Raw genomic sequence first — 17185 nt, 5'->3', positions numbered from 1 at the left:
TCATGGAATAAAAATGAAAAAAAACACCTTTGGATTTATAATTTTTACCTTCATATTTTTTCAATTAAACGATTCTTTCGCGATTGTTATGAATCCAGAATTATTTGAAATATCAAAAAACTTACAAAGTTATTGGGGGATTCCTTTTGCAGGAATGCTTTTATCCATTGCACTTTTTCCATTGTTTGCCCCACATTTTTGGGAAAAATATTATGGTATTGTTTCTTTATGTTGGACGTTGTTATTTATTATTCCTTTTTCTTTTATTTATACACCATCCTTGTCTTCTCATCTAGTGCTTGAAACTATTATTGAGGAATATCTCCCTTTTATATTGCTTCTTCTTGCCTTATACACAATAACGGGTGGTATTCATATCTCAGGAAAATTTGCAGGCACGCCTACATTTAATCTTATTTTTATTACGATTGGTACGTTGCTTGCCAGCTTTATCGGAACGACAGGCGCGTCTATGCTTTTTATACGTCCTTTAATTCGTGCAAATGCATGGCGTAAGCATCGCGTTCACACAATTGTCTTTTTTATATTTTTAGTGTCGAATATTGGTGGATCGTTAACACCTATTGGTGATCCACCTCTCTTTATAGGGTTTTTAATGGGCGTAGGGTTCTTTTGGACCATGACGCATATGTTTTTACCTTTTCTGATTGCCTGTGTTTTATTGCTTATTGTGTATTATTTTTTAGAGCAATATTTTTTCAAACGCGATCATGATTATGAAGATAAACATGCGGCCGACGCACCAAGACTTAAGATTGAGGGTAAACGCAATTTATGGATGTTGCTGATTGTTATATTGGCTGTCTTTTTAAGTGGTCAATTTAAAAATGATTATGCACTTCATTTAGGTGAACTTCATTTAAAGCTTAATAGCATTTTAAGAGATTGCACATTCATATTATTGACAATTTTATCAATTAAACGGACGTCTACCTATATTCGGGAGCATAATCATTTTTCTTGGGAACCCATTAAAGAGGTAGGTATTTTATTTATTGGGATTTTTATTACGATCATCCCTATGATTTTAATGTTGAAAGCAGGACTAGACGGTGCTTTTAAACCACTTGTTGAATTAAGTTTTCATGCAGATGGCACGCCTAACAATAATCTGTTCTTTTGGTTGACCGGTATATTATCAAGCTTTTTAGATAATGCCCCCACTTATCTTGTGTTCTTTAATTTAGCGGGCGGCGAGGCAATACCATTAATGACGACTCTTTCAACAACGTTGATTGCCATTTCTGCAGGATCTGTTTTTATGGGTGCCAATTCTTATATAGGCAATGCGCCTAATATGATGGTCAAATCAATCGCAGAATCACGTGGTATTAAGATGCCAAGCTTTTTTGGATATATGGTGTGGGTTTTATGTATAAATATTCCGGTGTTTATGATCATTAGCTTTTTGTTTTTTTAGAATATATGTCGATCAATCTACGGGACAAAAAATGAAACTAAGCACATTTTTAACTATCCCGTTCTCACACGCCGTAACTTGTTTCTAAGAAGTGAAAACAATTTTTTACCAAAAGCCTTCCAAAAAAAGGGTTTTTTACCTCTCCCCTTGTGGGAGAGGTCGCGACCAAAGGGAGCGGGTGAGGGGTAGTTTACACTTTTGGAGAGATGAGTATTTGTTTGGCAATGCTTAGATTATGGCATGATGGTGTTGCTCTTTATAAACGCTTTAGATACCCCTCACCCGTCGCTGCGCGCCGACCTCTCCCACAAGGGGAGAGGTGAAACCGAAGCAATTTCATTTTTTGTCCCGTAGATTGAGCAACAACACATCTGTTTCCTTGAATCAACCTTCGTAGCTTCGCTACAAGGCGTTCAGGAAAACAAAAGGTAAGAAATGATTATAAAAGAAAAAATAATAAATTGTTTTATCGAGGATACGCACAGATATAAATTATGGTTTCCCGTATTTCTAGGACTTGGGATTATTGTTTATTTTCAATTGCCATTTGAGCCTGATTATTGGATTGCGCCTGTTTTTTTATTAATTTTTGCTTTTTTCTTCGTTCTCTTTAGAAAATCAAATTGGGTATATTTTGTTTTAACATTGCCGATTTGTTTTTTGCTTGGGTTTATGTTGTCTCAAGTACGAACGCATTTGATTGCCTCTCCTATGATCGAAGGTGATCTGCCAATGACAAGCATCATTGGTGTTATTAAAAATTTCGAAATAACACAAAAGGGTATTAAAGCGACTTTGACGGATCTTGATATTGAGGGATTATCCAAAGAAAAGACGCCTTATAATTTAAGATTTTCTGCGAGGGATAAAAAAATTGTTTTATTTCCAGGCGATACAATTCAGGTGCGTGTTTTTTTAAAACCACCTTTAGGGCCGTCTTATGCGGGTGCTTATGATTTTGCGCGTGTTGCTTATTTCAATCAAATTGGTGGTGTCGCTTTTGCGATAGGTAAAATTACTGTATTGGGCCAAGAAAAGAATAATAATTTCAGTAGGATTATTGAAACAACACGTCAAAATATTACAAATCGCATTCGTGAAATCTTACCAAATCAGAAAGGGGAGATTGCAGCAGCACTTATTACGGGTCAAAAAGGCGGTATTTTAGAAGAGGTTTATAATCATTTTCGTGATTCGGGGCTTGCCCATTTATTAGCGATTTCAGGACTCCATTTTGGATTAATCTTTGGGTTTATTTACGCTTTTGTGCGTTCGTCTTTTGCGCTTATCCCACGCATAGCGCTTGTCTATCCGATTAAAAAATGGGCAATTTGTGTGGCGATGTTGGGTGCTTTTTTATACTCCGTTATTGCTGGTGGGTCAGTACCCACGATAAGGGCATTCATTATGTTGGGTCTTTTTGCGCTTGCGGTTCTTTTTAACAGGCGCGCTTTTTCGATGTATAATGTCGCTTTTGCAGCCCTTATGATTATGCTTTTTATGCCAGAAGTGATCATGGGGCCAAGTTTTCAAATGTCATTTGCAGCTGTGATTGCGCTTATTGCAACTTATGAAATAATTGCGAAATATACTTTTTTGCAATCTCTTCATTGGTTCCAAAAAATTATTCTTTACGTTCTAAGTCTTTGCTTAAGTTCGGCTGTTGCGTCACTCGCTACAACGCCTTTCACGATTTTGCATTTTGGACAATTTCAAACCTATGGGATTGCGGCGAATCTTATCGCTATTCCATTGACGGGGATTTGGATAATGCCCATGGCGCTTATTTCCTTGGTGCTTATGCCTTTCGGGCTTGATGCGCCAGCACTTTTACTGATGGGGGAGGGGATTGATATTGTGATGAAAAGCGCAGCAATCGTTGCATCCTGGAAAGGTGCTGTTATTCATACGCCAATGTTTGATATTTTAGGCATTAGTTTGATTAGTGTTGGTGGGATTTGGTTTGCAATTTGGCAAAAATCATGGCGCTATTTTGGTATTGTACCTTTTGTAGCAGGCTTTATCACATTGTTTTTTATTAAAACACCTCATTTGCTGATTGCGGATCAAGCAAAATTAATTGCGTGGCGTAATCAGGATAAATTATTTGTATCCTCGCTTAAAAGGCAAGGATTTACATCACAGCAATGGCAGTCTTTAACTGCCACGTATGAGCGCGTTTCTTTTCCTTATATGAGTTCGAAACGGAAAGATTTGATAAATGCGCGTTATGATATAGAAGGTTCAAAAGCTATAAAATGCGATGCTGATGGTTGTGTGATTAAAGCAAAAAACCAATTGATTGCAATTCCGCGTAACATCAAAGCACTCTCTTTTGATTGTCAAAAAGCAGATATGTTGATCATATCTTTTAAAGGGCCTTCGATCTGTCCAGATAAGCAATATTTTGCGAAAGAAACTGATTCAAAAGTGATTTATTTGAATAAAGATAAGAAAAATAAGATTGTAAGTAACTCTTACAATGATAGGAAATGGAATTCAAAGTAGATGGTAATTATACTTTTTTATTTGTGTAGCACAGTCCCAAAAGATTTAGAGGAAAATCCATTTGAAAAGCTTAGATATGACCATCTTTCTATAATTTTATTGGCTTGTCAAAATTTTTGTGAGAGAATTTTGGAAGAACACTGAAGCTCATAAAGACGATATTTTAAATATTGAGATGGCTCAAAGCAATCTACAATAATCTGAGCATATTCGTAGATCACGGAATCATTGGTGAAGCACAACCCAAAACTAGAAAAGAAAAAAAATATGAATAATTCTAATAAATGTCCAGTCATGCAGGGTGGTAATACGGTTACTGGAAAATCAAATATGGATTGGTGGCCAAACGCACTCAATCTCGATATTTTACATCAGCACGACACAAAAACGAATCCGCTGAATAATGGCTTTAATTATCGTGAAGAATTGAAAAAGCTGGATGTTGATGCATTGAAGAAAGACCTTCATTCTCTAATGACGCATAGTCAAGAATGGTGGCCAGCAGATTGGGGACATTATGGCGGATTGATGATTCGTATGGCGTGGCATGCCGCAGGTTCATATCGTGTGGCTGATGGGCGTGGTGGTGGTGGCACTGGTAATCAGAGATTTGCGCCCTTAAATTCATGGCCGGATAACGTTAATCTTGATAAAGCGCGTCGTCTGCTTTGGCCAATTAAGAAAAAATACGGCAATAAAATAAGTTGGGCTGACCTTATTATTCTTGCGGGTAATATTGCTTATGAATCCATGGGTCTTAAAACCTTTGGTTTTGGTTTTGGACGTGAAGATATTTGGCATCCAGAAAAAGATATTTATTGGGGTTCCGAAACAGAATGGTTGGGTAAAAGTCGCTATGACAGTGAAAGCAGTGAATCTTTAGAGAACCCTTTAGCTGCCGTGCAAATGGGTCTTATTTATGTCAATCCTGAAGGTGTAGGTGGAAAGCCTGATCCATTAAAAACAGCGCATGACGTACGCGTCACCTTTGCCCGTATGGCGATGAATGATGAAGAAACGGTTGCCCTTACGGCCGGTGGGCACACAGTAGGAAAATGCCATGGAAATGGTAATCCAAAGCTACTTGATGCAGAACCAGAGGCGGCTAATGTTGAAGATCAAGGGCTTGGTTGGTTGAACAAAACTCAACGAGGTATCGGTCGAAATGCGGTCACCAGTGGCCTTGAAGGCGCCTGGACGACGCATCCTACAAAGTGGGATAATGGCTACTTTCATATGTTGTTTACGCATGAATGGGCGTCGAAAAAAAGCCCCGCTGGAGCGTATCAATGGGAGCCAATCAACATCAAGGAAGAAGATAAGCCTGTGGATGTTGAAGATTCTTCAATTCGTCATAACCCTATTATGACTGATGCCGATATGGCAATGATTAAAGACCCCGAATACGGAAAAATCTCTGAACGTTTTTATAAAGATCCAGACTATTTTGCTGAAGTTTTTGCCCGTGCATGGTTCAAATTGACACACCGTGATATGGGACCAAAAGTGCGTTATATGGGGCCAGATGTTCCAAAGGAAAATCTCATCTGGCAAGATCCTGTTCCTGCGGGCAATATGGATTATAACATTTCTAAAGTAAAAGAGCGGATTAAAAAAAGCGGCTTAACCATTAGCGAAATGGTTGCAACTGCTTGGGATAGCGCCAGAACTTTCCGTGGTTCTGACATGCGTGGTGGTGCTAATGGTGCGCGCATCCGTCTTACGCCGCAAAAAGATTGGGAAGGAAACGAGCCTAAGCGTCTTGCAAAAGTTCTTGCAGTGTTGGAGGGTATCGCAGGTGATACAGGTGCAAGCGTTGCAGATGTTATCGTTCTTGCCGGTAATGTGGGAATAGAACTTGCCGCTCAAGCAGCAGGGTTTGATATTACGCTTCCTTTTGCGCCCGGTCGCGGTGATGCAACATTAGCGATGACAGATGTTGAGTCTTTCGAGTGGCTTGAGCCTGTCCATGATGGGTACCGAAATTGGCTTAAGAAGGATTATACTGTTAAAGCGGAAGAATTGATGCTTGATCGCACCCAGCTTTTAGGTCTGACAGCGCCTGAAATGACTGTATTGGTTGGCGGCCTGCGGGTACTCGGTACCAATCATGAAGGAAGCAAGCATGGCGTGTTCACCGATCGTGAAGGTGTTTTGACCAATGACTTCTTTGTAAATCTTACTGATATGAAATATACATGGAAGCCAACGGAAAAAGGCCTCTATGCTATTGTAGAGCGAACATCTGGAAAAACCAAGTGGACAGCAACCCGCGTTGATTTGGTGTTTGGATCAAACTCTATTCTTCGTTCGTACGCAGAAGTATATGCACAAGATGATAACAAAGAGAAATTTGTAAAAGACTTTGTTGCAGCATGGACAAAGGTGATGAATGCTGATCGTTTTGATCTTGTATAATAGATTTCTTGTGAAACTTTACTATAGTATTTTCTATTGAAAATCGTACTCTATCTACGCCCCGCGGCAAGTCCCGCGGGGTCCAGTGCAGAAGGTGGTTGATTGATTTACTATGAATTTCTATGGTTTTATGGACCTCGACTATAATAGCCCCCAAAATCATCTATCAATTAAAGATTTTTCAATTTTAAGTATTTTTACTTTTATTATTAATTCACCTTTATGCAATAAGTCATTAATTTGTTTCGAGCTTAGTGAATTTTGATGTTCTTTTGAACTATATGTTGATGTTTTCATGGGAAGTGCTACGTAGTGCCTTGTAAAAATACGGTCGTTAATCAAAGGGTGTGCATTTTGAAATTCAGATTCTATATAACGCATTAAGTTGCCCCCTTCAGGGATATGTTGAATTAGTGCATCTGAAACGTGTATTGTGTGCCTAGATTTGCTTACATCAAAAGCGCAATAACCATTTTGTATTGTAAGTATTAATCCAAGCAAAACATATTTAATATATTTCATTTTTTTCTCCATATTGATGTGTTTTTGAATCTAATAAATAATTATTCATTTATTAAATTCATATCTATGTATATAAAGAGTGCTAATTTATTAATTTTTTATTTGAAGTTCCGTTTTTATTTGTTTAAATTTACGTCTCTTATAAACATATTATATAAAAATTATTAAAAACTGGTTAACGTTTTCTATTTTTTTAAGCTATAGGATAAATGAACTGTTAATATTCCTTAGTTCTTCAGATAATAGCGCGTATTTTTAAGATTACCTTCTTTGGATAAAGCGCCTTTATTTACAAGGTCTTGTAGATCTCTGGTTGCGGTTGCGCGTGATGTTTCGGTAATGCGGATATAATTTTCGGCGCTTAATCCACCTTTAAATCCATCGATACCTTCTTTGAATATGCGTTCAATCACTTTTTCTTGACGCACATTAAATTGTCCACGAAACTTGTCATAAAATTTTGTTTTTTTAATCAAAAATTCGATGAAATTTTGAGTATAATCAAACGCTTTTAAAATTTCTTGTCCGAAATAAAGAATCCATTCTGTAATTTCATTTTTTTTATTACTTAGTTCCAGCATTTCGTAATATTTTTTTTTGTTTTTATTAATGATATGTGAAAATGCAATGAGTACTGGATATTTTAAGGCGTGAGACAAAGATTTTACGACAAGGGCTCTGCCAATACGACCATTGCCATCCTCAAAAGGGTGAATGCATTCAAAATATAGATGCGCAATCGAGGCATGGGTTAAGGGGCGATATTTTTTGATATTAAACCATTCTATATATTGATTCATTTCATTTGAAATGATGGGGGCAGGGGGTGCTTCAAAATGAACTTTTGGATGAGGCAAATAGCCTGATACAATTTGCATGGGTTCAAGATCGGTGCGATATTGGCCAATGTTTTTAAGATCACGCCTACCATTCGTTAATTTTTCATGCCAATTAAAAAGTGTTTGATGTGTGAGTGGCTGTTGGGCCTCATTATACAAATCAATCATCATTTCACTAATGCCCCATTCTGAAGGCGACATTTTTTGAGGTTTTATGGCAAGACCAAAATTGCGTTGTATGGAGGATTGAACGCTTTCCCGGTTAAGATATTCGCCCTCAATTTCAGAGGTACGAATGGCTTCATCACTCATGATTTCGGTGATAAAAAATGTTTTATCATTGTCTTGGATATGTTGTAACGTGCCAAATAATACGCCTGATTGATATTGAAATTTTGTTTCGATCTCATCCAATTTTTGTGAGTCGAATGTAAATTCGGGCCAGTCTTTTTGTTGCCAATTCCAAAGCATGAGTTATAAAATCCTTCTTTATAACTCACATTGTAGCAAATCATGAGCTATAAAGCGAGCGTTTATAACTCATGCTCAAATTATCAGTTCAAGTTTATTATTGTTCGACTATACCCAGATGATTTGGAAATGTCGATTTTTGGGCATGAGATTTGAGATGGTTTTTGATGCCAAAAATTACGGCAGGTAATTGTTTTACCTTAGAAATTTTTGGTTCAAAAAGCGGCCAAAAATCATAGATTAAAAAAGGTAGTTTCAGATTATTTGGGTATATATTTCAAAAAATCTATTGAATGCAAGAACAACGCTTAATGCGATGAAAAACCATTGTATCTTGAAGATCAATTTTAATGTTTTTTGAAGGATCAATTTTACAATTAAGTTCTTCGCCGCCGAATAATGTTGTTTTTAAATTAAATTGTTTGTTGCCTAGTTCTTTGGGTAATTTTATTGTATAGCCATCAGGTTGTGGTGGCGCAGTTGAAATTGTCATTTCCCCTTTAATGATACTTGTTTCTGTTTTTTCTTCCCAGGACAGAATATGTGGGCCATTTAATTGAGGAAAGCATCTTTTTGAATATTGAAGTTGAATAGAATTAAGAGTGTTTGAATTAACAAATTCATTAGCAGAAATGGTTGATGTAATAAAAAAGGATAGGAAAATAAATTTTTTCATTATGAACCTTTAATGAGTTTTTTTGCTTTTTTATAATTAAAGCCTGCAAAAAATGCACCTGTTATAAAGTAAATAGCAGCGCCACCCATAACAAGTGCCATCAATCCTAAAATTTTAGCGGTAAAATGTCCAGATATCAATGAGCTAACATAAGGACTTAGGAAATATAAAAAGCCACCCATAAGACTTGCACAAAAACAATAGCCAAGGAAGCGTTTCTTAACCAATGTATCAGTTGCATACCAACCTCTTTTTTTAAGGATAATAAAGCATAAAATGACTTGTACCCATGAACTGATCGATGTGCTTAAAGCGAGTCCCACATGTTGTAAGTATTGCATTAAAACTAGATTAAGGACGAAATTTAACAGAACGGTGAAAATACCAATTTTCAGGGGTGTTGATGTGTCTTTATGGGCAAAAAAACTAGTTGTAAATACTTTGCTTAGAACAAAAGCAGGAATGCCGATTGCATAAACTTCAAGCGCGTTAGAAGTTGCAATAACGGCTTCATGTGTAAAGGCGCCGCGACCAAAAAGGACATGGATAATTTGTTCTGAAATCATTAGAAGGGCAATTGCCGCTGGAAGCGCCAAAATCATGGCAGCTTCGATCGATCTGTTTTGGCTGTTAATGGCTTCTTTATAGTTTTTTTGTTCAATTTGTTTTGATAGAAGTGGTAAAAGCGTCGTGCCAATGGTAACGCCAATAACACCTAAGGGTAATTCGCTTAAACGATCAGCGAAATATAGATAGGAAACTGATCCTTTAGGAAGGAAGGAGGCTAAAATGGTGTCGACCATAAGATTAACTTGGAAAATACTGCCGCTTAAAGCAACAGGCGCCATTTTGCGTAAAAGCATTTTTGTGTCTGGTGATAATTTTGGCCAACAAAATTTTAATTTATAGTCTTTTTTATGTGCATGTGCCCAAAGCCAAAATAATTGTAAAAAACCTGCAATAGTAACTGATATTGATAAGGCATAGCCTGTTGCTAATGAATTATTTTTATAAATTAAAAGCCCAACAATCATGGATAAGTTTAGAAGAATAGGGGCGGCGGCAGCTCGCCCGAAATGATCAAAACTGTTCAAGACACCAGCGTAAAGAGATGTGAGCGAAATAAGGAGTAAATAAGGAAAAGTTAAACGTGCAAAATCAACGACATACTGAAAATGAACGGGATTATCTTTAAAGCCAGGGGCGATGAGTGTCATAAATTCTGGCATAAAGATTTCGGCAAGACCAACAATTAATAATAAGATACAGAATAATAATGCAAGAGATTGTTGTGCAAATTGAAGTGCTTCTTCTTTCCCACGACTTGTTAAAATGCTTGAAAATAATGGTACGAAGGAGGCACTAAAGGCACCCTCACCAAAAAGTCGTCTGAAAAAATTGGGAAGCTTAAAAGCAATAATAAAAGCATCTGAAATGGGACCAGCGCCTAATAAAAGCGTATGTAAAATATCGCGTATAAAGCCTGTGACGCGGCTGACCATGGTGAGGCTTGCGACTTTTGCAATTGATTTATAAAAACTCATTAAACACTAAAAATTAGAGTGGCGGATGCCATTACCATAAGGTTTTTTGGATGTTTTGTCTAGGTTGGCTGGTGATAAGTTTGACGTGGTGTATAAAGTAATTTTATAATATAAAAAATTATTAAGTTAGAAGTGTATTTTTTTATTACGAATAGAATTTGACATACCCCCCCCCTATTTCGTAAAATTGATGTGATAAAAAATAATTTGGGGCAGGAGAACCTATATGAAAAAGCTTTTTATTTCGATATCTTTTTTAGCAATATTTACTGTATCAGATGGTTTTGCTGATAATGCTCAACAAAAAGAAGTTTTAGTTAAAAAAATTATTGAAACTCAAGGAGATAATGAAAAACAGGACGTTTCATTCATCGATCAATTAATTGATAAAGTGGCAGAACGTTTTGGAAATGATAAAGAAAAATATAAAAATTTATTTAATGAATCTTTTAAACTTCTAAACGCTGAAAAAGAACAAAAAAAAGCAAATTTTATTAAAAAAGAATATACAGATAATTTTTCTGAAGCAGAATTGCAAGACATTGTTAAGCTTATGGATGATTCGGCTGTTCGTAAATTATATTCTAAGCAATTTGAAAAGTTTAATTCATTTCTTTGGGGTAAAACTGGTGCTTTTGATAGTGAAATTTTATCAGAATTAAGAAATGCTTTTTTAGATCATGCAGCAAAATCTGGTATGAATGCTGATAAAATTGCTGAAATAAAAAATAGATTTCTTAATGAGCAAATTGCTCTTGAAGAAAATAACAAAGATGCAACGGAAAAAAGTAAAGAATATTATGATAAAGAAATTTTTTCTTTTATTGCATCGAGCAAATTAGTGATAACAGAAGATAAAAAAATAATTGATGATCTTTTTCCTAAAATAATAGGTGTCAATGATCTTTTTGATAGTTATATTCGTCGTATTATGAATTTCTTTAACAAACATCAAACTAAAATAGGTGATGATTTTCAAAAATTTATAAAAATTGCTGAGGCCTATAAAGATTCAGATGACGTAAAGAAAACTTTAAAAACAAGCATTTGGGATCGTGTTTTTGAAACTCCTTTGGGTCAATTTTTTTCTTCATCTGAATTGAAAAAAATAGAACAACTTTCTTCAGAATCAATTTTTCCAAAATATAGCCAATTCAAAATTATAAATCTTGGCCATAAAGTAATGAGCAATATACCTTTGATATCGGATGTTTATGTAAAAGCGCAGATTGAAGCACTTAAGAAAGCAAAAGCCGCTGGGTTAGACGAGGCAATGATTAATAGCGAGTTGAAAAGACTAGAAGGTAAGTGATTTTTAAGATCAGTTATTTTATTATTGGAAGGGTCTTTTTATAAATGTAAAAACGTTATAAAGGGACCTGCCTATTATATTATCTTAATGTAATGACTGGATTAATCAGCAAAGAACAAAGAGGCGAAAAAAGGCCTTCAGGTGCTTCATTAAAATTATTATCAATCGTGGATAAAAAGGGTCTTGATACTATTGCGTAATGAATTGTTTGTTTTTGGTGATGAGTATTATTCATTTAGGTTAATAGAGCGTCAAACACCCCTCATGCAGGAAGAGACTACATTAAAATGAATGAAGGCGGTAATCACCGCCTCTTTATAAAGTTATTTATTGATTTTTTTAAGCATCTGATCAATGGATGTTAATAATAATGCTATTTCAGTGGGTTCTGAAAAACGGTGACCTGCATTTTTAACAAAATTAAGTGTTACATCATCTGTTTTAAGAAGATCTGCGATGCGTATGGAATTTTGCCAAGGTACATCCTTATCCTTCATGCCGTGTAATAAGTGGACGCTTCCTTCAAATGGAATAGGGTTGCGAAGCAAAAGATGTAATTTGCCATCTTCAATGAGTTTCTGCGTAATTGTATACATAAAGGGTTCTGGTCCACCTAACGTGGTTTCAAAATACCCTATTGTATTAAGACTTTCTTGAAGATGATCAGGCATATTGGCCATAATTAAATCTTCAGTAAAATCAGCACCTGCTGCAACACCAATAAGGCCCTTGACTTTTTCAGGTCGTCTAAGTGCTACAAGAAACATTAACCAAGCACCCATGCTTGATCCAACAAGAATTTGAGGTCCAACGGTTAATTCGTCTAATATTGCAAGTGCATCTTCAGCCCAACGACTAATGGTCCCTTGTTTAAAATCACCAGTGGAAGCGCCATGGCCAAAATAATCAAAACGAATGAAGTTTTGTCCTTTGTTTTGGCAGAATTCTTCAACAGCAAGTGCTTTTGTGCCTTGCATGTCAGACATAAATCCATTTAAATAAATCACACCTGGTGATTTGCCGCTTGAAACATGGTAGGCAATACGTTCGCCATCGTGCCGTTGTAAAAATTGATGAGGTTTAAACATTCTTCCTTGGTCCGTGATATGAAGATGATGCATATAATTATCCTTTTTTTAGTTTTAATCCAAGAACCCTAGCACATGATAGATACACAAATCAAATTTACTACAATTGTTCAGCTTGTACCCAATATGCAAAGTGGCGGGGTCGAACAAGGTGTTATCGATATGAACCAAGCGATCATTGCGCATGGTTGGCGATCGATTGTTATTTCAAATGGGGGAAGACTTGTTCAACAGATTGAAAAAGCAGGGGGAATTCATATGAAATTGCCGCTTCACAGCAAAAACCCTTTTTCAATTTGGAAAAACCAATGTGCGTTATCTAAGATTTATAAAAATTATAATGTATCGCTTGTGCATGCGCGTAGCAGAGCGCCTGCATGGTCAGGATTAAAACCAGCACGAAAATTGAATATTCCTTTTGTTACGACTATCCATGGTGCCTATGGTGCCACAAATTTTTTTAAAAAACTCTATAACCAAATTATGTTAAAAGGTGATCGTATTATTGCTGTATCACGTTTTATTGTAGAATATCTTCATAAAAATTATAAAGTTGATGCACATAAAGTGCGTGTTATTCCGCGTGGCATTGATGCACAATTTTTAGAGAGAAATTCTATTCCCAAAAGTCAGATAGAAGCATTAATTAATGTTTGGCAACTTCCTGAAGACAAACGAATAATAATGCTTCCTGCACGGCTAACGCGCGCTAAAGGCCATCTTCTGCTGCTAGAAGCATTTGAAAAATTGAATGATCCAACTTTGCTTCTTTTATTCGTGGGGGAGGGGAAAGAACATTATAAACAAGAAATTTTTCAACATATTGTTAAGCTTCAATTGGAAAATAATGTAAAATTAGTCGGACATTGCGCCGATATGCCTGCAGCCTATTTTTTGAGTGAGATCGTTGTACTTCCAGTACTTGCGCCTGAATCTTTTGGACGTGTTGCTGTTGAAGCGATGGCAATGGGTTGCCTTACCATCGCAAGTGACATTGGAGGGACAGCTGAAACTATCTTGGACCAAGAAACGGGTTTTTTAACTAAAGTAAATGATATTGAAAGCCTTAAGAAATGTCTAGAGCATATTGTTTCATTGAATAAAAATGAAATAAGGCGCATTCAGGAAAAAGCGCATACACATGTTTTAATGCATTATACGAAAGAAATGATGACGTCTAAAACGATTGAAGTTTACGAGGAATTGTTATAAATATTCGATTTATTTTTTTTGAAATACTTTAATAAAAATTTAAATTTATAATAATAAAAAAAATATAAAATAATATAATTAGACTTATATAATAATATATTCTGTGATATTTACTTATAGTTAATTTTTTTTAAATATTTGTTTACAAAATCAAAAAAAATATATAAAAGATTATTTATGTTTAATTATGGGGTGTACAAAATGTACAAAAATTTATCACGATTTGTAGTAATTTTTACTTTATCAACGTTTAATTCTGCTTTTTCTGTGGGCGATCAAGCGATTGAAGGTAATCAAAATGAAGAGGCTCATGAAATAGATCAAGAGGATCAAGAGGTTGGAAAAAAAAGAGCTAAGGATTTCAAGAAAGAAAAAATTAAAAAACCTGCAAAAAAAATACAGAAATTAAAAAATTTTGAAAGTCTCAATTTTGAATTTCCAGATGATGAAGGGATTTACGCTACATATCGTTCTAAGAAATTAAAATTTAATGAAATTTTGCTTAATGATGGTTCATTTCATGAGGTGTTTCGAAAAATATGTATAGATTTGCTTTTGGATCCTGTAGACATGATGCAACCAATTGAAAATGCTGAATGTTTTGATGAGGGAGCACAACAGGATCTTCTTGATTTTATGGCATTGATTCAAAAAATTATTAAAAATTCTACATATGCTGAAAAAAAGAATCAACAAATAAGACTGCGTCCAGTTATAAATATATTTCATAATGTTGTAAATGATGGTGTCAAAAATTTTAAAAAAGAATTCAATATGAATAATGTGACTTTGTTAAAAGAATTTATTTCTTGTTATATAAAGTTATCTTCGTCCATTCGCTTAAAATTAATTGAGCTTTTAAAACCAACAAATAAAGATAAAAATAGGCAACTTCCGAATGAATGTATGGTTTATCTTTTTTACATATTTAAAGAATATGCTAGAGATTTGGATGAAAAAGGTCAATTTAAGCTTGACGAAGCTTTGCAACATATGTGTGATGAGTTTAAAACAACCCAAATTCCAATCGAATCTATAAAGGTAAATAATTTTGCCTATTTTCTAAAATTTTTGTGTTTTATTCAAAAAATTGAAAAAGCAGACATTGATAATAATAATGAACTTAATTTAATATTGAGTGAATTTTTTGAGAAGAATCAAGAATTCGTAGAAATTAGAGACTTGTGTTATGAAATAGTTGAAGGTAAAAATGTTTTGTTTTCTTCTTTGAACGAACATGATTTTTCAACGTTTGTTCAGTTTATGTTACATATGATGAAGCAGTGTGACTTTGAAAAACTATATGACATGAATAACCTTATGTTTTTTGTGCACAAACTTATGGGGTGTGCCTCAGAAAATATTAAACGGGAACTATTACAGTTGATGGTAGATCAACCTAGTTATGATGCTGTGATAAACTTTTTAACACCATTACTTAATCCACGAGATATATTTAGGGATGAAAATTATAATGTCCCCCAGGAAGCAGCGATCTGTTTTAATGCATTTAAAGACGTTAATAAACCTGCTGAAGAGGATGGATTGAAATATTTATCCACAGCTTATGATAATAAGCGTTACCTGAAATCTTGTAGTATTGATCATTCTAATAAAAGTAAGGAATTTTTGGACGTTCTTAATGGAATTATGCCTGAAGTTGCATTTTTTAAGCAGCCTGGTCAGAATATTGTTAAAAAAATTGAATCTAAGCCGCTTATCAGGGATCTTGTTTATGAGGCGTATAATAAAAAGTCAAAACCAGAAACAGTAAAAAAAATATTTGATTTCTTTGGTGTTTCATTTAGGGAAGGTTATCATTATCAATTAGAGTTAATGAAAGATGAATATAAAGCTAAATACGTACCAAAAGAACCTGAAGGTAGAGTGGTTCATGCAGGACAAATGCTCATCGTACAAAGACCACAGTTACCAATACATGTCAATCCTAGTCTTGATAAGAATAAATCAATAGAATTTATCAAAGATTATCAAAAGCAATTAACAAATGAAAGAAAAAGATCTTTTGTTCGAGAAAAAATGCCAGAATTGTGTGCTCAATTTTTAGGTGACAACGCAGGCCGGGCTCCTTGGTTGTATAATATAGAAAATGCTGAAGATATAGCAAAAGATGATGAATGTATAAAAAAAATTCAATTCATTGTCTCAGAGCTAAAAAATAATAGCCAAACAAATATTTTTCCTGAAAGTAAGAAAGCAATTCAATATTTGAAACAAATTATATTTTTTGGGCGTTACAATATCGCGATTTCTTATCAAATGTTTTATGCACACCGTATGAGCTCAGATATTATGTATGCTTTGGGCTTAGGTAATATGGTGTGTCATCCAGAACAATCGGATGCTTCGTTAGAACAAAGGGCACGCGTTTTTCTTCTTAGTGTTTCTTCTGTTTGTGATGCATTGCAGGACATTCAAGAGAGTAGAGTTTATAAGACGATCTTAAGGGAGTTTGTTGCAGTCCTTGGTAGCGACACGTTGTGTATGGAAGGTAAATTAAAGGATGTGGACACCTGGTACAGCGAAAATAAGGATCGCATTAAAAATGCACAAAATTTACAAGCTTTCCTTAAGAGGCAGGAGTCTTTTGATGAGGAAGCATGTGTTTTAATTGCAAAAAATTATGGTTTGTTGCTTGAAGAATTTCTTATGGAAGATCTTGATTATCGTTTTTTAGCCAATTTTAGTAGAACGATTCAAAATGCTACACCAAATGCTCGAAATTTAGATAGCAGCAAAATCCATAATTATAAGATGGGCTTTGCGAGTAATTATACTGAAGAAGGAAGGCGTTTTGCTGATTCGGCTTATGTTAATTCACCATCAGCTGGTGAGCTTGTTTCTCAATTTATAGTGAACGGATTTGATTCTTTTCGTACGGAGAAAGAAAAAATTATGTTACCTGAAATATATAGCATAATGAAAAAAGCTTTTGTAGGTAAAAGTGATAGAGATGGGACTATTATAACTGAAGAGTTAATTAAATCAATTCTAGCTGATACTTTAGATTTAGATTTTGATGGAATTGATCAAAATTAAGACATATACTTAAATGGCGCGCCTATTTATAGGCGTATCCATCTAGCAAAAAATTTATCTCGTTGTTTATAAATGAGATTTTATGAATGATAGT

At 34.9% G+C, this 17185-nt stretch carries 12 protein-coding genes; 6 read left to right on the top strand and 6 right to left on the bottom strand.

Features of this window, described 5'->3' with window-relative positions; genetic code table 11:
- Positions 1-13: 13 nt before the first annotated feature.
- The 3 genes from Q8L85_04630 to katG all read left to right on the top strand — a co-directional run bounded on the left by Q8L85_04630 (position 14) and on the right by katG (position 6367).
- Entirely contained in the window at positions 14-1441 is a 1428-nt protein-coding gene (locus Q8L85_04630) for a sodium:proton antiporter (protein ID MDP1723969.1), read from the top strand.
- A gap of 435 nt (positions 1442-1876) precedes the next feature.
- Positions 1877-3949 (top strand): ComEC/Rec2 family competence protein, encoded by a 2073-nt coding sequence (locus Q8L85_04625; protein ID MDP1723968.1) that lies wholly within the window; start codon positions 1877-1879, stop codon positions 3947-3949.
- Positions 3950-4216: 267 nt separating this feature from the next.
- The gene (gene katG, locus Q8L85_04620; protein MDP1723967.1) at positions 4217-6367 is read left to right on the top strand and encodes a catalase/peroxidase HPI; all 2151 of its coding nucleotides are present in this window, start codon (positions 4217-4219) and stop codon (positions 6365-6367) included.
- Between the two features lie 159 nt (positions 6368-6526).
- On the opposite strand, the gene Q8L85_04615 is transcribed toward katG, so the two are convergent.
- The 4 genes from Q8L85_04615 to murJ form a co-directional block, all read right to left on the bottom strand.
- Positions 6527-6889 carry a hypothetical protein gene (locus Q8L85_04615; GenBank protein MDP1723966.1) on the bottom strand — a complete coding sequence of 121 codons (363 nt, stop codon included), beginning with the start codon at positions 6887-6889 and terminating at the stop codon, positions 6527-6529.
- A gap of 227 nt (positions 6890-7116) precedes the next feature.
- Positions 7117-8199, bottom strand: a complete 1083-nt coding sequence (locus Q8L85_04610; protein MDP1723965.1) for a Fic family protein — start codon at positions 8197-8199, stop codon at positions 7117-7119.
- Between the two features lie 286 nt (positions 8200-8485).
- Positions 8486-8875 (bottom strand): hypothetical protein, encoded by a 390-nt coding sequence (locus tag Q8L85_04605; protein ID MDP1723964.1) that lies wholly within the window; start codon positions 8873-8875, stop codon positions 8486-8488.
- On the bottom strand, positions 8875-10419 hold the full coding sequence (gene murJ, locus Q8L85_04600) for a murein biosynthesis integral membrane protein MurJ (protein ID MDP1723963.1): 1545 nt from the start codon (positions 10417-10419) through the stop codon (positions 8875-8877). Before murJ ends, Q8L85_04605 begins: the two co-directional genes overlap by 1 nt.
- A 226-nt stretch (positions 10420-10645) precedes the next feature.
- On the opposite strand from murJ, the gene Q8L85_04595 reads away from it, so the two are divergent.
- A complete protein-coding gene (locus tag Q8L85_04595) occupies positions 10646-11731 on the top strand; it encodes a hypothetical protein (GenBank protein ID MDP1723962.1) in 1086 nt (361 codons plus the stop codon).
- 79 nt (positions 11732-11810) lie between these two features.
- Here Q8L85_04595 and Q8L85_04590 read toward each other — a convergent pair whose 3' ends face one another.
- Positions 11811-11966, bottom strand: a complete 156-nt coding sequence (locus tag Q8L85_04590; GenBank protein ID MDP1723961.1) for a hypothetical protein — start codon at positions 11964-11966, stop codon at positions 11811-11813.
- Between the two features lie 88 nt (positions 11967-12054).
- Positions 12055-12852: an alpha/beta hydrolase gene (locus tag Q8L85_04585; GenBank protein MDP1723960.1), complete on the bottom strand. Its 798-nt coding sequence runs from the start codon at positions 12850-12852 to the stop codon at positions 12055-12057.
- 42 nt (positions 12853-12894) lie between these two features.
- Between Q8L85_04585 and Q8L85_04580 the strand changes: the two genes are divergently transcribed.
- A complete protein-coding gene (locus Q8L85_04580; protein MDP1723959.1) occupies positions 12895-14031 on the top strand; it encodes a glycosyltransferase family 4 protein in 1137 nt (378 codons plus the stop codon).
- Positions 14032-14232: 201 nt separating this feature from the next.
- Positions 14233-17091, top strand: coding sequence for a hypothetical protein (locus Q8L85_04575; protein ID MDP1723958.1), 2859 nt, complete (start codon positions 14233-14235; stop codon positions 17089-17091).
- Positions 17092-17185 lie beyond the last annotated feature (94 nt).

This window comes from Alphaproteobacteria bacterium, from assembly GCA_030680745.1.
Classification (GTDB): Bacteria; Pseudomonadota; Alphaproteobacteria; order JAUXUR01; family JAUXUR01; genus JAUXUR01.
Note: the sequence above shows the minus strand (reverse complement) of the source record. Positions and strands in the feature narration are given on the sequence as shown.

Coding starts and splice junctions, on each gene's coding strand:
- Q8L85_04630 (MDP1723969.1), top strand. CDS start 14: ATGAAAAAAAACACCTTTGGATTTATAATTTTTACCTTCATATTTTTT.
- Q8L85_04625 (MDP1723968.1), top strand. CDS start 1,877: ATGATTATAAAAGAAAAAATAATAAATTGTTTTATCGAGGATACGCAC.
- katG (MDP1723967.1), top strand. CDS start 4,217: ATGAATAATTCTAATAAATGTCCAGTCATGCAGGGTGGTAATACGGTT.
- Q8L85_04615 (MDP1723966.1), bottom strand. CDS start 6,889: ATGAAATATATTAAATATGTTTTGCTTGGATTAATACTTACAATACAA.
- Q8L85_04610 (MDP1723965.1), bottom strand. CDS start 8,199: ATGCTTTGGAATTGGCAACAAAAAGACTGGCCCGAATTTACATTCGAC.
- Q8L85_04605 (MDP1723964.1), bottom strand. CDS start 8,875: ATGAAAAAATTTATTTTCCTATCCTTTTTTATTACATCAACCATTTCT.
- murJ (MDP1723963.1), bottom strand. CDS start 10,419: ATGAGTTTTTATAAATCAATTGCAAAAGTCGCAAGCCTCACCATGGTC.
- Q8L85_04595 (MDP1723962.1), top strand. CDS start 10,646: ATGAAAAAGCTTTTTATTTCGATATCTTTTTTAGCAATATTTACTGTA.
- Q8L85_04590 (MDP1723961.1), bottom strand. CDS start 11,966: ATGAATAATACTCATCACCAAAAACAAACAATTCATTACGCAATAGTA.
- Q8L85_04585 (MDP1723960.1), bottom strand. CDS start 12,852: ATGCATCATCTTCATATCACGGACCAAGGAAGAATGTTTAAACCTCAT.
- Q8L85_04580 (MDP1723959.1), top strand. CDS start 12,895: ATGATAGATACACAAATCAAATTTACTACAATTGTTCAGCTTGTACCC.
- Q8L85_04575 (MDP1723958.1), top strand. CDS start 14,233: ATGTACAAAAATTTATCACGATTTGTAGTAATTTTTACTTTATCAACG.